Source organism: Carboxylicivirga linearis (assembly GCF_018271995.1).
Classification (GTDB): Bacteria; Bacteroidota; Bacteroidia; order Bacteroidales; family Marinilabiliaceae; genus Carboxylicivirga; species Carboxylicivirga linearis.
In genome coordinates this window covers 77773-96291 of the sequence record NZ_JAGUCO010000010.1, presented here as the reverse complement: position 1 = coordinate 96291, position 18519 = coordinate 77773, and the positions used below count along the sequence as shown (strand labels likewise).

The window sequence follows — 18519 nt, the reverse complement described above, 5'->3', positions numbered from 1 at the left end:
GTTTTATTTTGTCATTTTAACTACATTGCTAACCACTATCTAAATCCAAAACCTAATGTCTACTGATCGAAATGATATTGACTTAATTGATCAACTAAAAAATGATAACTCAATAGCATTTGATTCAATTTTCAATAAGTATTCTAATCGATTATATGCCTTTTCTCTCCGTTATCTAAAATCGGAAAGCGAAGCTGAAGAATTAGTACATAATGTTTTTGTAAAAGTTTGGGAGAAGAGAAAAACTATTAAAAAAGAGGCTTCCATTAAAGCTTTTTTATTTACTGTTGCCTATAACGATATACTCAAACATTTTCGAAAACAGAACTATCACCAACTATATTTGTCTAATATTGTAGAGAATAACAGCAACGAACTTTCTGAACGATTAGAGTATGCTTCCATTTTAGAATATATAGATGAACTTATTGATCAACTTCCTGAACGTAAAAAACAAATCTTTTTAAAAAGCCGTATGGAAGGTAAATCAGCAAAAGAAATTGCTGAAGAATTAAACCTATCACCAGGTACAATCGATAACATAGTATCAGAAACAATTAAATTTATTAAAGAAAGAGTGAATAAAGAATCTATCGCATTGTTGCTGTTTATTGCCCTCTTTCTTTAGTTGTCATTACCCAACATCAAGGTATAGTACTCGATTGAAATTTAAAATATTTTTATTTTTTTAACTTTTTGAATGAGATTTTCTCGCCTCATGGATCTTACCTATAGACAAGCCAATAAATAAGATTACATGACTAAGTTTAAGAATAAAAAAATCCTTGAGAAATATGTTTCCGGTCAAACAACTTCAACGCAAGACAAAGTTATACAATCGTGGCTTGTTGAAAATAGTGAGGACAGTGACGTAAGATCTTACTTTAAGAACGATTGGAACAATTTTTTAAGCACATTTAGTAAAAATGAAGAAAAGAAGCTAATTCATATTTTAAATAAAGTACACCATACCATTAGAACCAATGAGGAAAAACAAAAAGAACGCCTTTCAAAAAGATTTATAAAATGGTATTACAGAGCTGCAGCTATCTTGTTTATACCTTTGCTATTAGGAACTTTTAGTTATTTTGGAATAACCTCCTATTTTTTCAGTTCTAACGAAGATTCAACTGTTCAAGTAATTTGTCCTCTGGGAAGTAAAATGGCTTTTGCTTTACCTGACGGAACTACAGGAATGCTCAACAGCGATTCATACATCGAATACGCAATGCCATTTAATAAGAGAGCACGTAACGTAAATATCTCCGGAGAAGTCTATTTTAATGTCTTTCATGATAAACAAAGGCCTTTCACTGTGCATTCAACCCAATCCGAGATAACTGTTCTGGGTACCTCCTTTAATGTAAGAGCATATGAAGATGAAGCCACAGAAATTGTTTTAGTTAATGGAAAAATCAGCTGCATACCTTTCAATTCTGCTAAAGAAATTATTCTTAAACCGAATGAAAAACTGGTAATAAAAAAAGATAAGATTACAAGATTATCAATAAATGCAGCGTCCTATACCTCTTGGAAAGAAGGAATATTGATTTTCAGAGGCGAATCAATGAAAGAATCCCTAAACAAATTAAGCAGATGGTATAACATTGATATTGAAGTAACCGATGATGAAATATGGACCTATTCCTTTACTGGTACATTTATTAACGACTCATTGGATGAAGTACTTAAATTATTAAAACTAACTTCTCCAATGAATTACAAAATTATTCCCCGTACTCAAAAAACAGATGGGAGCTGGACTAAACAAAAGGTATTATTATCCAGCAGCACAACTCATTAACCAATACTATTTAAAAGCTAAATCCAATTACTAATTATGAAAATGAACCTAAAGCCACCGTAAGAAAAAACAGGGAACCGCTGCAACGATTCCCTGAAAATCAGTTGTTTTTTTATTAATCTTTAAATCACACAAATTTATGAAAAAAATCCATGAGTTATGTGCATGGGATAATTATGCCATAACCAAAACACTCAGAGTTATGCGATTAACCATATTATTCCTGATGGTTGGTGCAATGCAAATTTTTGCAACATCTTCTTATTCCCAGAAAACGAGGGTTACTCTAGACCTTACAGATACTTCTATTGAAGAGGTTTTAATGAATATAGAATCACAAAGTGAATTCTACTTCCTGTATAATAGAAAACTTGTCGACATAGAACGAAAAGTTAATGTCTCAAAAACAAATTCTACTATTGATCAAGTACTGGATGATATTTTTGCAGGTACAAATACGGAACATCAGGTAGTAGATAGAAAAATCATTTTGGCACCCGCTGAAATAATCTCATCTCAACAAGACAAAATAACCGTTTCAGGTATTGTCAGCGATACTAAAGGAGATCCTCTACCTGGAGTATCCATTGTTATTAAAGGCACTACAGTGGGTACAATAACCGATATTAATGGTCAATACTCACTAAATAACGTGCCTTCAGATGCTACGCTGGTTTATTCTTTTATTGGAATGGAAACAAGCGAAATAATGGTGGGTGGCGAGTTACAGATTAACATTACCATGAAAGAAAGCTCGTTTGGAATGGATGAAGTGATTGTTGTTGGTTACGGTACACAAAAGAAATCAGATATTACCGGATCGGTAACTTCCGTTTCTAGTGAGCGCTTAAGTAAAATACCTGTTAGTAACGTTATGCAGGCAGTTCAAGGATCTGTTTCAGGTGTGGTTATTAACCAAACCTCATCTATTCCGGGTGAAGCTCCTGATATTACAGTACGTGGAGGAGGATCCATTACTGCATCAAACAGTCCTTATGTGGTGGTGGATGGTATACCTATTACTAAAATGGGCGGTTCAATTAACGATATTAACCCAAACGACATCCAATCCATCGAAATATTGAAAGATGCTTCAGCAGTTGCCATTTATGGTATGAACGGTGCCAATGGTGTTATTTTAATTACTACGAAAAAAGGTAAATCAGGCAAACCTGTTATTCGTTACTCGGGTTACGTGGGTGTTGAACATTTCGCGCACATACCCGATATGGTTTCTCCGGAAGAATTAATTGCTCGTTACAAAGAAGGTAACCGTATCAATGGTTCACCAATGTATCACGAAGAAGTGAAGTATGAGTACGAAGTGGAGAACTATGAAAACGGTCATACCATCGATTGGATAGATGCTGTTTCGCAAACCGGTATTCAACAAAACCATAATATTAGTATTTCCGGAGCCAACGAGAGCTTAACTTACTATATATCTGGTGACATATTGGACCAAAAAGGAGTTGTAAAAGGATACAATTACAAGCGATATTCATTACGTACCAACCTGGAAGCCAATGTTACGGATTACTTGAAAGTGGGTACCAATTCATCTATTGTGGCTCATAACAGGGATGGTGGACGTGCCAATCTATTAAATGCTGAAGCCATGAGTCCTTATGGCAGAATGTATGAAGAAGACGGATCTTATACCATTTACCCCATGTTTGGTGAAACCTTATGGGCAAATCCTTTATTACCAACCACAACTGATCCTGAACGTCGCCAATACAATGTGAATATTAATGGATATGCTGATCTTGATTTTGGTAAAATATGGAAACCTCTGACAGGTTTAACTTATAAGTTAAATGCTGGATTCTCTTATATCCCACGCCGCACCAGTAGCTACACCGGAGCATCTGTTAATGACTTATTAGGTACTGCCCAAATATGGCATTACGAAACACAAGCTTATACTGTTGAAAATATCTTAGGATACAGTAAAGATTTTGGTAAGAACCACATTGATTTAACAGCTGTGTACTCGGCACAAGAACGCAATTACAACGAGAACTGGGCACGAGCTCAAAACTTTGTTAATGATGAGTTGGAATGGAACCGTATGCAAGCAGGGGCTACCTCTTCGGTTAGTTCATACGCCGATCGTTATGCAGCCGTATCACAAATGGGACGTTTAAATTATGCCTACGACAGCAGATACCTGTTTACTTTCACCGTTCGTCGTGATGGATCTTCTGTATTCTCACAGGATTTAAAATACGGAACCTTCCCTTCTGTTGCTTTGGGTTGGAACATGCACCACGAGAACTTTATGAGCGGGCTGGAAGCCATTAACAACTTAAAGCTACGCTTATCATATGGTACTTCCGGTAATGAGGCGGTATCAGTTTATAAAACTTTTACCACCATGACAGATGTTCAGATTGCCATGGGTGGTGAAACCAACATCGCCATGGTTGCCAATCAACTAGGTAACTCTGATTTAAGTTGGGAAAGCAAAAAGAGCTTAAACGTTGGTTTAGACTTTGGATTCTTCAGAAACCGTATTAATGGTTCGCTAGAAATATACCAGGCCACCAATACTGATTTATTACTATCACGTAAGCTTCCTTCAGCTTCGGGTTTCTCTGATGTAACAGCTAATATTGGGGAAACCAAAAGCCATGGTATTGAACTAACGCTTAACACCGTTAATATTAATTCTTCCGATTTCAGATGGAACAGTTCATTGGTTTTCTCTGCTAATAAAAATGAAATTGTAGAATTGTATGGAGATGGTCAAGACGATTTGGGTAGTGGCTGGTTTATTGGTGAACCCATTGGTGTAATCCGCGACTTTCAAAAGGTAGGTATCTGGCAGGAAGATGAAATTGCCAATGGTGATCATCTGAATTGGGATCCTGTAGCTAAACCGGGTGATGTCAAATTAGCTGATATCAGTGGCCCTGATGGTGTACCTGATGGAATCATCGACGACAACGATCGCCAGATATTAGGACAAACAGCCCCTAAGTGGACAGGTGGTTTAACCAATACATTTACCTACAAAAACTGGACGTTGAATATCTTCATACAAACCGTTCAAGGTGCTATGCGAAACAACCATCATATTGGTATGGCGTCAGACGAGTTAGAACGTCGTAACAGTTTTGCCGAAGTGGGTTACTGGACACCTGAAAACCAAAGCAACGAGTGGCGATCATTAAATAAAAACTCTAATCCGCATGGATATGGTTTCCCTGTTAAGAACAATTACACCCGAATTAAAGACATTACATTGAACTACGATTTCTCAAAACGTATTACTAATAAAATTGGAGTAGATGCATTAAGCATGTATATCAGTGGACGTAACTTGTATACTTTCACCGACTGGATTGGATGGGATCCTGAAGAAAGAAGCGACGGCCGTGGATCAGGTAATTGGGAGATAAACTACCCAAGTGTGAGAACAATTGTATGTGGAATAAACGTGACCTTATAAAAAGAAGCTATGAAGACAAGAAAATTCACAATGATAGTAGCGATGGCTTTCATTTTTATAGCCATCTCATGTAGTGATGATTTTTTAGATGAAACACCCTATTCATCTTATGCACCCGAAACCTTAACTGACGAAGCTGGTATTGAAGCAGCACTAAAAGGTTTACACTACCGTTTTGGACAATTATGGACATGGTCTAACCGTCAGGGATGGAACTGTGTGTGGCAAGTGGGAACCGATGTATGTTCTCCTGGTGGTATTGAAGGGGTTGAGATACCGTTCTTTAAATATGAAGACCTGAATGGTGAAAATGGTGCCGTAAGTTATATGTGGAGCCAATGTTACCAAATCATCAACAACGCCAACAATACTCTTAAAGCCATTGGCGAAGATGGTGATCCTGAAAAAATTGGTGAAGCATTATTCTTCAGAGCATACGCCTATAATCTTTTGGCGACACTGTATGGCGATGTTCCTTTATTAACGGAACCAACTTCATCGGCTAAAACGGATTTTGTACGTACACCCGTTGCAGAAGTAAACGCTCAAATTATTGCCGACTTAATTTATGCAGCCGATAATCTTCCTGCCATAGACGGAACAGTTTCTGAAAGCAGAGCCAATAAACATATGGCCATGCAATGCCTTGGCGAAGTTTATCTGAGAACCGACCAACCTTCTTTGGCTGAGGAAGTGTTAACTACCATCATTCAAAGTGGCAAATTCAATTTGATTGAAGATCGGTACGGAATTGCAGAGGCTAAAGACGGAGATTATTTTCATGATATGTTTATGTATGGTAACCAACGTCGTTCTCAAGGTAATATGGAAGCCATCTGGACTTTTGAGTTGGAATATACCAAAAACGTAAGTGGTGGATTTACCAATGCTCCTCAGCAACGCCGTGTTTGGGTTCCTGCTTATCACAATGTTCCAGGTATGGCTTATGAAGTAAATGATCCGGATGAAGGAATTATCAGTCCGTATGGTGGACGTGGTAACGGCAGAATGCGTCCTAGCAACTGGGTTAAATATGAGTTATATGAAGAGGGTGATATGCGTAATTCCGAATTTAACATCACTCGAACATTCCATTACAATGCTGCTGATTGGAGCGCTACTATTGGAATAGATGCTGATGGTTATCGTGTTTCTGCCGATTCACCGGATGCTGTTGAAGTACGTGAAGTAAAAACAGGCGATCAGGTTGTAATTGCCAGAGCTGATACTTTAGAAGCAATGTTCCCTTATACCCGCAAATGGGACTCATTTGACCCAGATGATGCATGGGGATGGACTTGTATTAAAGATTTTCCAATGATGCGCCTTGGTGAAACATACTTATTAAGAGCTGAAGCCCGATTTAAAAACAACAATCCGGGCGGAGCCTCAGACGATATTAATATTATTCGTAATAGAGCCTTTAAGAATGCCAGAATAGAATCAGGTAACAGCACTTTAGGCGAAGTGAGCTCCTCGGATATTACCATGGATTTCATCCTTGATGAAAGAGCCCGTGAGTTATTTGCGGAAGAGAACCGAAGAATTACACTAATGCGAACAGGTACTTTGATTGAAAGAGCTCAAATCAACACCGATGTTTCCATTAAAGGAACCATTAGTGGTCTTGAGCCGCGAATAATGTTATTACCTATTCCGTTGAGCGAAATTCAACGAAATACAGATATTAAATGGGATCAAAACCCAGGGTATAATTAATAGAACACTTAGAAAGAAACAAAGGCTACCTGTAATATTAGGTAGCCTTTTTCTTTTCCAACTAGGTTTTACTTGCCAAAAAGTAATTGATAAAATAATTATTAAACCATATCGATTTATGGGAGTTGTTGTATTTTATATACCTTGATTGCAAGCACCACATCTAATAACTGATGCTTAATGATTTTTTACAAACCTAAATCGGGTAATACAAAAGATTTAGAATTCGGATGCAGCCTGATCCATAATCCAGGGTTGGCATTAAGCTGTTTCATCAATTCATCTTTATCGGAACTCAATTGAGTGCTTAGTACATTTGAAAAGGTTTGGACCTTTGCCGGAGCTGTGCTGGCATCAACCACTGACTGAACTACCTTTTTGGCATGTAATATGGCAGCAGGCCCTAAAGTAAGAATAAACTCAGCTGATCTGCATTCCTTTTCATCACTTTCACTTACAACACTTCCACCCGCTTTAAACTTACTGATGTGATGCTCTAAAATACTGCTTGATATGGGAATGATTCCTGCTACATTATGATATTGAGCCCCGGAAAAAGGCTTTATATAGGCTAAATGAGAAGCTTGATTTTCTTCCGGACCATGGCCAATAAAAAAGATATCTAATCCGCCTAAGTCCTCCAATTTTGTGAGATACTCCATAAATGCCGATTCAAGATCTTTTGTATCCGTTCGCATGGGAGTAAAGCTTTTGATTTTCTTAAAAAAGTCTTCGCCTAAAATTCGCTCAAAATCCCTGACAAAACTAAAACCATTACTCATACCCATTGGCGCCAAAGCATCCTGAGTAAACACATTTAACCGGGCAAACAAGTCATCCTGTTCTGATGACTTGGCAAGTTCTCCTAACAAACGATGTAATTCCTGTGCACCTCTTCCTCCAAGTAGAGCAATATTAATATCCCCCTCTTTTGATGCAGCAGTTTGGTATAGTTCGTTTAACATAGCCTTACCTACTTCCGCTTCACTATTAAGCACAGTTGGCTTTATGCCATAATCAGTAAAGGTAATTTCCTGATCGCTATTTTTCGACAACCAAACATTATTGTTGTCTTCATATCTTGTAAATTGCATATTCTTTTCACTCATAACAAATACCTATTTTATTGCGATAGAGATTAGTTTTTTATTTACTTAACGCAAAATACACATTTTCGAAGGGAATTGAAGTATCAAGTATTTACACATGGCTTTCTTTGTTCTAAAATCTGATTTTTTGGTTTAAAGAAGTTAATTTTGGACTATATCTAAATTGATTATCCAGCATGCACTTAATTCTATTTAAAAATCGTCGCTTAGAAAGGGCCGACTATGCCTCAACCCATGGAAAATATCAAATGGCGATTAAACTTGCGAAGCCCATGGTACACTCTCGAAATAAGGTAATTGCATTTAAATCGAATCGAATCTGTGGATTATCACTTTATAAACGAAAGAAATACAATGAAAGTATCGTTTACCTGAAAGAAGCATGTCATTTAGGAAACTACCGACACGATTGGTATAACCTGGCAATGGCTTATGCATTTAGTGGCAAATTAAACATGGCAGAACAAGCTTTTCAAAACATTTATCGCACCAATGTGCAACCCGGCTATATGTATGCTGTTCCTGTTCCTGGATTGATTTTTCAATATACAAAGGCTTTAATCCAAAAACAGTTTATGGAGGCTGCAAAAAAAAGAACAAGAGAGTTGAAGCAAATGTATCAGGGTGTTGGAAATGATATTACCAAACAGGTTCAGCGAGGTCTTCCTTCTTACCCTATGTTTCAGAAGGAAATAGAATTAAAATTACAGATACAATAATAAAACTAAAGGCTGCCTGAAAATACTTCAAACAGCCTTTTAATATATACACGTCAAATTAATTTACTTATTCGCTTTAGCTTTTATATAAGCAGTGGGCAGCATTCCATACTCTTCCTTAAAATACTTACTAAAATAACGTGGACTGTTAAATCCAACTTCATATGCTATTTCAGCAACAGTCAACTGACTTTTTTCCAGTAACTGAGCTCCTCGTTTCAATCTTATTATACGAATAAATTCAACCGGACTTTTACCCGTTATGGCCATTAGTTTCTTGTAAAGATAAACCCGACTCATTCCCAATTCTCTACTTAAATCTTCCACCGAGAATTTTGATTCGGATAAATTCTTCTCAACACAAGCAATGGCTTTTTTTATAAGTTTTTCATCTAACGAAGTTATTTCAACTTTTGATGGAGCTATATCAACATTCTTTTGAAATTGACTTTGGACTTTCTGTCTTTTTTCAACCAAATTCTGAATTCGAAGCAATAACAAATCCATATTAAAAGGCTTAGTAATATAATCATCTGCACCTATTTCCAAACCTTTAATTTTATCTTCATCTGCCGTACGAGCGGTTAAGAGAATTAAAGGAATATGCGAAGTTCGGATGTCACTTTTCAGTTTCTTACACATCTCCAAACCATCCATTCGTGGCATCATTACATCACTTATAATCATATCCGGTATTACCTTATACACCAGCTCATATCCTTCTACTCCGTCTGCAGCTTCTTTTACTTCATACAATTCCTCCAGGGTCTCACGCATAAATGATCTGAAGTCGAAATTATCTTCTATTAACAGAATAACCGGTTTACCTTTACTCTTACTTTTTTTCGGTGTTGGAGCCTTTGGTTTTTCTTCTGGTACAACTTCTTTTTGCACCTCTTCAACCAGAGCTTCTGCTGGAATAGGTATCGATACAATAAATTCTGCTCCCTGATTGGGCTTTGATTTCACTGTGATGGTCCCTTGATGAAGCTCAACCATTTCTTTTACCAGATTCAAACCTATTCCACTTCCCGAAAAACCCAATGCGCTACTGTTGCTTGATTGATAAAATCTTTCAAAAATCTTATCATGATCTTCTTCTGCAATACCAACGCCATTATCTTTTACCGAAATAATAATCTGCTTTTGACCATCTACATTACTTATTGACTGATCTACATTGAGTTTCACCCAACCTCCTTTTTGTGTAAATTTAAGTGCATTAGACAGTAAGTTCATCGTTACTTTATTCAGTTTCTCATGGTCAAAGCGGAAGAATAACTGGTTAATGGAACATTGAAACGAGAACTGAATTCCAGCTTTCTGAAAAGAATCTGAAAAGTTATTACAAACACCACTTAAAAACTTAACAATATCGCCGTACGACGGATTAAATTGTAAACCATGAAGATCCAGTCTTCTAAAATCAAGCAATTGATTGACCAGATTTAATAATTCATGCGTATTTCTATTGATAGTTTCCAACAGCTTATGCTCACCAGGCTCCTTATCCATTTTCAATAATTTCTCCAACGGAGTCAATATCAATGTTAACGGAGTCCTAAACTCATGACTAACATTGGTTAAAAAACGAAGCTTCATCTCATCCATCTCATGATGCTTCTTTGCCAGAATTCTATCATTCTCCATTTGTAACTTTATCCGCTCTTTTTTTAGCATTGAATAGCGGATATAAATGAGAATACATGCAATAATTATAAAATAGATTACAAATGCTAAAGTAGAAGCATAAAATGGTGGAAGTATGGTAATTTTTAATTCCACGGGTGTTTCGTTCCAAAAGCCATCATTATTACAGGCTTTTACTTTAAAAACATAATCACCCCTGTTTAAATTCGTGTAGGTTACTTTGGGGTTTTTACTTGATTTCTCAATCCAATCCTGATCAAACCCCTCAAGCATGTACTTGTACTTTATTTTTTGAGGATTGAAAAAGCTTAAAGCTGCAAACTCAATTGAAAACACATTCATTGAATGCTTAAGGGTAATTTCATTTGTTTCTGTTATTGATTCTTGCAGAACCTGACGACCATTGATTTTTTCTCCAACATTTAATGACTTATTAAATATCTGCAAATCGGTAAAGACTACATCAGGAAGAACTTTATTAAACTTTATACTCTTGGTTTCAAATAAATTAAAACCATTGGGACCACCAAAAATCAATTCATTTTCAGAGGTTCGCAAACTGGCATTTACATTAAATTCCTTCCCTTGCAAACCATCATCCTCGGTATAATTGATAACATTAAATCCGTATTGATTTACCTGAGCAACAGGTTTAGGAATAATCTGAGATAAACCGGATGATTTACTGATCCAAATGGTTTGAAATTCATCCTCTAATATACAATTAATAATTTCAGCCGGCAGTCCGTCATCATCATCAAACGATCTGATATAATCATTGTTAGGATCAAACATGGTTAAACCCTCACGCGTTGCAATCCAAATCCACCCGCGGCTATCCTCAAATACATCGTTTACATTATTATTACTAATAGGCAAAGCTGAGTTTTTTACCTCTTTTGGATGGTATCGGTACCTTTTTTCTTGCATATCGTAAAAAACTACTCCTAAAGCAGTTCCAAATACAAGATTACCTGAACTCATTTTATATATCTGACTAACAAACGGTGAAGGAAGTTGCACATTTCCGGTATTGGGTATATCAATAAACTTACTGGTTTGTTTATCAAATAAACTTACTCCACCTCCTAAGGTTGCAATCCATAAGCGGTGTTCGTTATCTTCTACTATATCCCAAATATCATTACTTGAAATAGAATGCTCGTCGCCTTTTATCGTTTTATAGTGAGTGAAGTTTCTGCCGTCAAAAGAATTTAATCCGCCAGTATATGTTCCAATCCATAAGGTGCCATCAGAGTCAACAAGCAACCCCACAATAACATTACTGCTTAAGCTATTTGTATTTTTGGGATTGTGTCTATACCTGGTATATGTATTCTTCTTTCTATTAAAATAAATGAGTCCACCGCCATTAGTTCCAATCCATAAATTTCCGTTTTCATCTTCGGCAAAACAATTTACATCGTTAAACGGAAGTGTATTGTGAAGATTACTGGTACTATGATAATGTGAGAATTTATGTATGCTCTCGTGATAGTAAGATATTCCATTTTTAAAAGTACCCACCCACATAATGTTGTTACTATCTAAAAATAGTCCTGTAATGGTATTTTGTGATATACTTGTTGGATTATCTCTTTGATAATACAAAGTCTGAACCTTTTGAGAATACTTATTAATTAAATCAATACCTCCGTGGTCGGTACCTACCCAAATTAAACCTTTACCATCTTGCTCTATCTTGCGAATAATATTACTCGATAACTGAATTCCGGAATCTGTAGTTAAATGTTTCCATTCTTTTTCGGCTGAATGATAATAATAAATCCCGTCATTATTTCCGTACACATATAAATCACCATCGTCATCTACAAAAAGCACTGGAAGGTGATCATTTGAATAGATTTGTGTTATTTCATTATATGCATGAATTAACTGATAATTTTGGTCATTGTAAATTTCAATCTTACCATTTTCATATAGGAGATAATACAATCCTTGTTTATGAATTAATTGCTGCTGACTATCATTCTCTGTATGAAAGGGATCATACAATTGTTTCGAAACAGAGTCAATTAATAAGTATTTACCGCTGGCTCCCGACCGATACCAGGTTTCCTTATTCATATCAACATAAACTCTGGATATCTGCTCAGTAATTCCCTTGGGTAAAAGATAGTCGCTTATATTATTAGTAAACTGATTGGTTAATGGATTATATATCGACATTTCCCAGCGGGTCTCAATCCAAAGCAAACCATCTTTATCTTCCTGAATATTTGAAATATAATTATCTCGAATACTTGTTGAATCGTCTCTATTGTGGGAGTAATTTACAAAATGGGTGCCATCAAAGCGACTTAGTCCGGAGGTAGTTCCAATCCAGATAAAACCTTTTGAATCCTCAAATAAATAGGTAACCTGGTTATTAATTAGTCCGTCACGAGCACTCAAACGAAGAAATGAATATTGCTCTGCAGCTGATATAGAGGAAGGTAAAATTAAGATCAGCAGAAGTAACTTAACAAACAACTTACGTATATTGAGACCCATTCAATTAATTTTTATTGAAGGTCTTCACCAACTAAATTTAATTGATGAAGACCTTGTAATAGTTATTTAACCGAAACTTTTATTTTCTTTTTAATATTATCAGATGCTGTTCCAACATAAACCACATACTGACCTTTTTCAAGTTCCCAGTCACTTTTATCAGTACAATAATAAGCTAAATCATCAATATTGATCGTAATATTCACCGATTGTTTACCATTAGCAGCTACCTGAATTTTATCAAATCCTTTCAATTCTTTTACTGCTCTCTCCACTTCTGATTTTGGTTTACCCACATAAACCTGCACCACCTCAGCTCCATCAACTTCTCCAACATTAGCAACATCGCAACTAACAGTCATAGTTTCACCGGCAAAATAACTATCCTTATCGGTTTTAATATTACTCATCTCAAATGAGCTATATGATAAACCATGACCAAAAGCGAATAATGGTTTAACTTTTTTAGTATCGTGCCAACGGTATCCTACCAATATTCCTTCTTTGTAATACTGATCAATACTATCGCCAGGATAAGATAACTCGCCATAAAAATGCGCTGCATTATCCTCCAATTTAGCAGGGAACGAGAATGGCAGTTTACCTGATGGATTCACATCTCCACTTACTACATCAGCAATGGCATTTCCGGTTTCACTTCCTAAGTACCAAGCTTGAATCATCGCTTTAACATCCTTCAACCAAGGCATAGCTACTGCATTACCACTGATCATTACCATACCTACGTTTGGATTGACTTCAATGATATCGTTCAACAAGGCATCCTGATTAAATGGTAATTCAAAAGCCAAACGATCGCCACCTTCACAATCCTGATGATGGTTTTTATTTAAACCACCTACGAACAAAACAATATCTGCTTTTTTTGCCGTTTCAACAGCTGCTGCATGTAAACTATCCTGATCTAAATATGGAGGAATAACGCGTCCGTATGCTGAAGGACCTGATGAATAACCCATTGAATGCAAAATAGTAGCTTTGGTAAAACGTTGTTTGATGCCCTCCAAAGGACTGATTTCGTATTGTGCTTTCAACTCAGAAGAACCTCCGCCGATGGTCATCATCTTTGTTGCATTTTCTCCGATTACAGCAATGGTCATCTCTTTTTCTGAATCGAGAGGGAAGAAATTCTTTTCGTTTTTCATCAGTACGATACCCTCGGTGGCCACCTTACGTGCCACATCATGATGCTCTTTATTGTTCATTCGGCCTAAAGGACGTTCCATATTCATATTAGTACGGAACATTAAACGCAGAATACGACGTACTTTTTCATCCACAACAGACTCATCAATTTCACCACTTTTCAACAATTCATAAAAGGGATCAGCCAAATAGTAGTTGTCGTAAGCAAAATTGGTTGAAGAAGTCAAACCATCGGTCCAGGTTCCCATTTCAATATCCAAACCGTTATAGGCTGCCTCTTTGGTATTGTGAGCACTTCCCCAGTCTGTTACTAATACGCCGTCGAAGCCCCAATCTCCTTTTAAAATCTTATTTACTAAAACCTCGTGATGACTGGTGTGCTGACCATTATACTGGTTATAAGCACCCATTACCGACCAAACATGTCCTTTTTCAACAGCCGCCTTAAAAGCAGGTAAATAAATTTCGTGTAAAGTTCTGTCATCCACATTTACGTTGATATGGCCTCGCCATTCTTCCTGGTTATTTAAAGCATAGTGCTTAAGACAGGCAGCTACTCCGTTTTCCTGCACACCTTGCACATAAGGAACAACCATTATTGATGCCAAATAGGGATCTTCTCCCATATACTCGAAGTTGCGACCATTTAAAGGTGTACGGTAAATATTTACACCAGGTCCTAGCAAAATATCTTTTCTGCGATAGCGAGCTTCTTCACCTACAGCCACACCATACTGGTGTGATAAATCAGGATTAAAAGTGGATGCCAAACAGGTTAAAGCCGGAAAGGCAGTTATTGAATCGTTGGTCCATCCTGCATAACCCCAGTTATCCCAGTTTATTTCACCACGTACACCATGTGGCCCATCCGACATCCATATCTCAGGAATACCCAATCGGGGAACACCAGGAGAGCTGAACTTAGACTGTGCATGACACATATTGACTTTCTCTTTCAAAGTCAATTGTTTGATAATTTCATCGATTTTTTTCTCAACATCCTGCTGGTTTTGTTGAGCCGTAATGAGCTGACCTAACAGCGCCAACACTACAATTAAAAAAGTCTGTTTCATTAAGTTGTATTTAGCAATATTTTTAAGGTTTTCAACACAAAAGAAATATCATTGATATTCCATTCCTGTTGTATCTTTCAGTTCCATCGCAATTTAATAAATCTACAAGGCAGATCATAATAGGAAACTTAAACTTACATCTCTTCCTTCACTTCTTCTTATTATTTGATATTTAGACGCTCAAGCCGCGGAGGCTTTTCATTTCTTGTTTTAACACAAGAAACGAAACAAAGAAAGTCAAGACTACAAAAAAATATGAACATTGATTATTGTAGTATTTAAGTGCGGCCGAGAGATCTTCGAACAAGTTCTCAGCTTCTCGGTCTTACTAAAACACTTCTGTAAGTCAGATTCCATATTTTTTAAGGTCATCCAAATTGAAATATTAAAAAATTATGTATTTAATTCAATTAAAAATCCCGACAACCTTTCGATTGCCGGGATTTGTATTTTCCCGGTTACTTGTTATTGCATTTTAATGGTTAATTCTTCACCACTATATTTTTGCACTTTACCTTTAGTTATTTGAGCAGCATCAATACCCATAGCTTTATCTTTGGATACGAATACAACATTGAATTCACGATCTTTAATCATACCCTCAAACTCACCTTTACGGGCACCAATGGTAAGTGTTTTTTCAGCTTCATTATACGAGAATGGAATTTGAGCGTATTTTCCTTTTTCGTAGTCATAATTGGTTCCTTCATCTTCATAAAGTGTGAAAGATCCATCTGCTCCGGTATAAACAACCAAAGTAATGTTATCTGCTGGCTTTTGCGTTGTATACTCAATTTCAGGTCCTAATGGAAGAATTGAACCAGCTTTAACAAACATAGGCATTTTTTCGTATGGTGCATCAGCAGTTATTTTGATGCCAGCATCCAACCATTTACCTGTGTAAGCATCGTACCATCCGGCTGTTTTTGGTAAATACACTTCACGCGAGCGAGCTTTATATTCATATACCGGACAAACCATTAATGATGGTCCAAACATATACTGATCACCAATATTGTAAACATTTTTATCAGATGTAAAATCCATCGCTAAACCACGCATCATAGTATAATCATCGAAGTGAGTCATACCGGCCAATGTGTAAATATATGGCATTAAACGATAACGTAATTTATTGTAATACACCATTGATTTATAAGCTTGATGCTTTTCAGGTGCAATATTCCAGACTTCGCGGAAAGGATATTGACCATGCACACGGAAAAGAGGTACAAAAGCACCAAACTGGTACCAGCGAGTGTTTAACTCTCTCCACTCTTCCATATCTTCGCTGCCTTCTTTGGCTACTTCGTAACGTTTTTCAACGCAGAAACCACCAATATCCATTGTCCAGTATGGAAGTCCAGACATAGCAAAGTTGATACCTGCAGAAATCTGAGCTTTCATATCTTCCCAAACGGTTCCAATATCACCACTCCAGGTAACAGCACCATAACGTTGTAATCCAGCAAAACCTGAACGAGTTAGAATAAACACGCGAGTATCGTTATCTACCTCACGTTGACCTTCATAAATACCTTTAGCATTCATTAAAGCATAGGCATTGAAGTATTCGGTTGAAGGACCTAAGGCTGTTGGATTCATCAAATCTTTGCGATATTCGATGCTTGCATTTGATAAGATATCCGGCTCTGAAGCATCCATCCACCAGGCATCAAAACCTTTGGTATATAATTTATCATGAATCTGATCCCAGAATAGTTCACGGGCACCCTCTGAATAAGCATCGTAGAAAGAACCAATATATCCCTGACCAATCCAGTCGCGAACACTGTCTTCGACGGCTTGCGTATACATCCAGCCTTTTTCGTCGAATTGTTTATAATGCTCTGTATTGTGATAGAATTTAGGCCAAACTGAAATCATTACATGAGCATTTTGTTCATGAATTTGATCATTCATTGCCTGAGCATCAGGAAAACGAGTCTTATCAAAATCATGGCTTCCCCATTCTGTTTCGGGCCAGTACGACCAGTCAACCACAATGTTATCCAACGGAATTTTACGTTCTCTAAATTCTACTAACACATCTAATAGCTCATCCTGTGTTTTGTAACGTTCGCGACTTTGCCAGAATCCCATCGACCATTTAGGCATTACCTGAGCTTTACCAGTAACGGTTCTGTACTGGCTGATAACATCATCCATTGAAGAACCCGTCATCATATAATAACGAATCTCTTGTCCCATTTCAGAGAAGAAAGAAAGATCGTTCTTTGCCTCTTCGCTTCGTGGTGATAAGGTTTTCAAACCAATATATGAAACACCACCGTCAGGCAACCATTCAAGTTTAATATGCTTTTTAACGCCTTTCTCCATGGCAACATGAAATTTAGCTACTGAAGGATTCCAGGCAGTACGCCATTTATCGAATTGCAATTCGCCGTCAACCCACAATTTGGTATAACCTGCATAATAGCACAAGAAGTTATACACGCCATTTTCATCTCCTTCGATAAAACCTTCCCATGTTATTTTGGCATGCTGAAAATTAAATCCTTCGGGAAACTTTTCGATGGTAGTTAAATTCTCGTAGTCAATTGTTTCCTCAGTACGAACTAAAAATTCATGACCTTTATTTAAATCATCGATGTAGGTAGCAGTTAAACCACCTTCGTTGCCCTCTTTATCATACAACTTTAAAGTATTGATATTGCTGTATGGGCGAGGATCACCAAAACGAGTCAGTGAATAATTATCCCAAAGCACACCATACTTTTTAGTTGATACCACAAAAGGTATTGACACTTTGGTATTGTACTGAAACAACTCCTCGTTTTTACCCTTATAGTTCATTTCATCGGCCTGATGCTGACCTAAACCATATAAGGCTTCATCTTCGGGCGAATCAAACACCTGAGATAATTCAAAACCATCAGTTCCATCTATAGTAATCTTTTTGAAATGACGCTTGCCGGCATCTTCTTTCATAATCAACTCTCCGTTAGCATCAAAAAAAGACACTTCACCCGTGACAGTAGATACTTTAGCTGTAGCTTTATCTGTTTTGATCACAACCATTTCGCCTTGGGCAGATGTTGAAAATTCAACATCTTTGGTTGATATGCTTATCAAACTTTCTTCAGCTGTAAGTTCAGATGCGGCTGTAGCTCTCACTTCAAATGTTTGATCGCTCACCGGTTGAACTCTAATAACTTTTGCTCCCCTCTGGGTTGGGTTGGTAGGATAAACCGTAATTCCCCCAGCGTCCTCTTTCCAACTTTGACCACAAGCCATCATTACTAAAGCCAGTGCCAAAAACACAAATAGTCTATTCATTTTGTAT

9 protein-coding genes are annotated in these 18519 nt (G+C 36.9%); 5 read left to right on the top strand and 4 right to left on the bottom strand.

Going from position 1 to position 18519, the window contains the following annotated elements; translation table 11 throughout:
• The first annotated feature begins 55 nt into the window (after nt 1-55).
• From KEM10_RS13890 to KEM10_RS13875, 4 genes are all read left to right on the top strand, one after another.
• Complete coding sequence (locus tag KEM10_RS13890) at nt 56-628, top strand: RNA polymerase sigma factor (protein WP_212216624.1); 573 nt, start codon at nt 56-58, stop codon at nt 626-628.
• 129 nt (nt 629-757) lie between these two features.
• Nucleotides 758-1804, top strand: coding sequence for a FecR family protein (locus KEM10_RS13885; protein ID WP_212216623.1), 1047 nt, complete (start codon nt 758-760; stop codon nt 1802-1804).
• Nucleotides 1805-1943: 139 nt separating this feature from the next.
• A complete protein-coding gene (locus tag KEM10_RS13880) occupies nt 1944-5261 on the top strand; it encodes a TonB-dependent receptor (protein ID WP_212216622.1) in 3318 nt (1105 codons plus the stop codon).
• A 9-nt stretch (nt 5262-5270) separates the two neighbouring features.
• Nucleotides 5271-6980: a RagB/SusD family nutrient uptake outer membrane protein gene (locus KEM10_RS13875; protein WP_212216621.1), complete on the top strand. Its 1710-nt coding sequence runs from the start codon at nt 5271-5273 to the stop codon at nt 6978-6980.
• Between the two features lie 188 nt (nt 6981-7168).
• Here the strand turns inward: KEM10_RS13875 and KEM10_RS13870 are convergent, their stop codons facing one another.
• Entirely contained in the window at nt 7169-8089 is a 921-nt protein-coding gene (locus KEM10_RS13870) for a hypothetical protein (protein WP_212216620.1), read from the bottom strand.
• A gap of 176 nt (nt 8090-8265) precedes the next feature.
• Between KEM10_RS13870 and KEM10_RS13865 the strand changes: the two genes are divergently transcribed.
• The gene (locus KEM10_RS13865; RefSeq protein WP_212216619.1) at nt 8266-8808 is read left to right on the top strand and encodes a tetratricopeptide repeat protein; all 543 of its coding nucleotides are present in this window, start codon (nt 8266-8268) and stop codon (nt 8806-8808) included.
• Between the two features lie 63 nt (nt 8809-8871).
• Here the strand turns inward: KEM10_RS13865 and KEM10_RS13860 are convergent, their stop codons facing one another.
• The 3 genes from KEM10_RS13860 to KEM10_RS13850 form a co-directional block, all read right to left on the bottom strand.
• Nucleotides 8872-12972 carry a hybrid sensor histidine kinase/response regulator transcription factor gene (locus KEM10_RS13860; RefSeq protein WP_212216618.1) on the bottom strand — a complete coding sequence of 1367 codons (4101 nt, stop codon included), beginning with the start codon at nt 12970-12972 and terminating at the stop codon, nt 8872-8874.
• A 62-nt stretch (nt 12973-13034) separates the two neighbouring features.
• The gene (locus KEM10_RS13855) at nt 13035-15212 is read right to left on the bottom strand and encodes a glycoside hydrolase family 3 C-terminal domain-containing protein (protein WP_212216617.1); all 2178 of its coding nucleotides are present in this window, start codon (nt 15210-15212) and stop codon (nt 13035-13037) included.
• A gap of 465 nt (nt 15213-15677) precedes the next feature.
• Nucleotides 15678-18512 (bottom strand): glycoside hydrolase family 31 protein, encoded by a 2835-nt coding sequence (locus KEM10_RS13850; RefSeq protein ID WP_212216616.1) that lies wholly within the window; start codon nt 18510-18512, stop codon nt 15678-15680.
• Nucleotides 18513-18519 lie beyond the last annotated feature (7 nt).

Excerpts from the sequence above, each read along its gene's own strand:
- KEM10_RS13890 (WP_212216624.1), top strand. The coding sequence starts at position 56 with ATGTCTACTGATCGAAATGATATTGACTTAATTGATCAACTAAAAAAT.
- KEM10_RS13885 (WP_212216623.1), top strand. The coding sequence starts at position 758 with ATGACTAAGTTTAAGAATAAAAAAATCCTTGAGAAATATGTTTCCGGT.
- KEM10_RS13880 (WP_212216622.1), top strand. The coding sequence starts at position 1,944 with ATGAAAAAAATCCATGAGTTATGTGCATGGGATAATTATGCCATAACC.
- KEM10_RS13875 (WP_212216621.1), top strand. The coding sequence starts at position 5,271 with ATGAAGACAAGAAAATTCACAATGATAGTAGCGATGGCTTTCATTTTT.
- KEM10_RS13870 (WP_212216620.1), bottom strand. The coding sequence starts at position 8,089 with ATGAGTGAAAAGAATATGCAATTTACAAGATATGAAGACAACAATAAT.
- KEM10_RS13865 (WP_212216619.1), top strand. The coding sequence starts at position 8,266 with ATGCACTTAATTCTATTTAAAAATCGTCGCTTAGAAAGGGCCGACTAT.
- KEM10_RS13860 (WP_212216618.1), bottom strand. The coding sequence starts at position 12,972 with ATGGGTCTCAATATACGTAAGTTGTTTGTTAAGTTACTTCTGCTGATC.
- KEM10_RS13855 (WP_212216617.1), bottom strand. The coding sequence starts at position 15,212 with ATGAAACAGACTTTTTTAATTGTAGTGTTGGCGCTGTTAGGTCAGCTC.
- KEM10_RS13850 (WP_212216616.1), bottom strand. The coding sequence starts at position 18,512 with ATGAATAGACTATTTGTGTTTTTGGCACTGGCTTTAGTAATGATGGCT.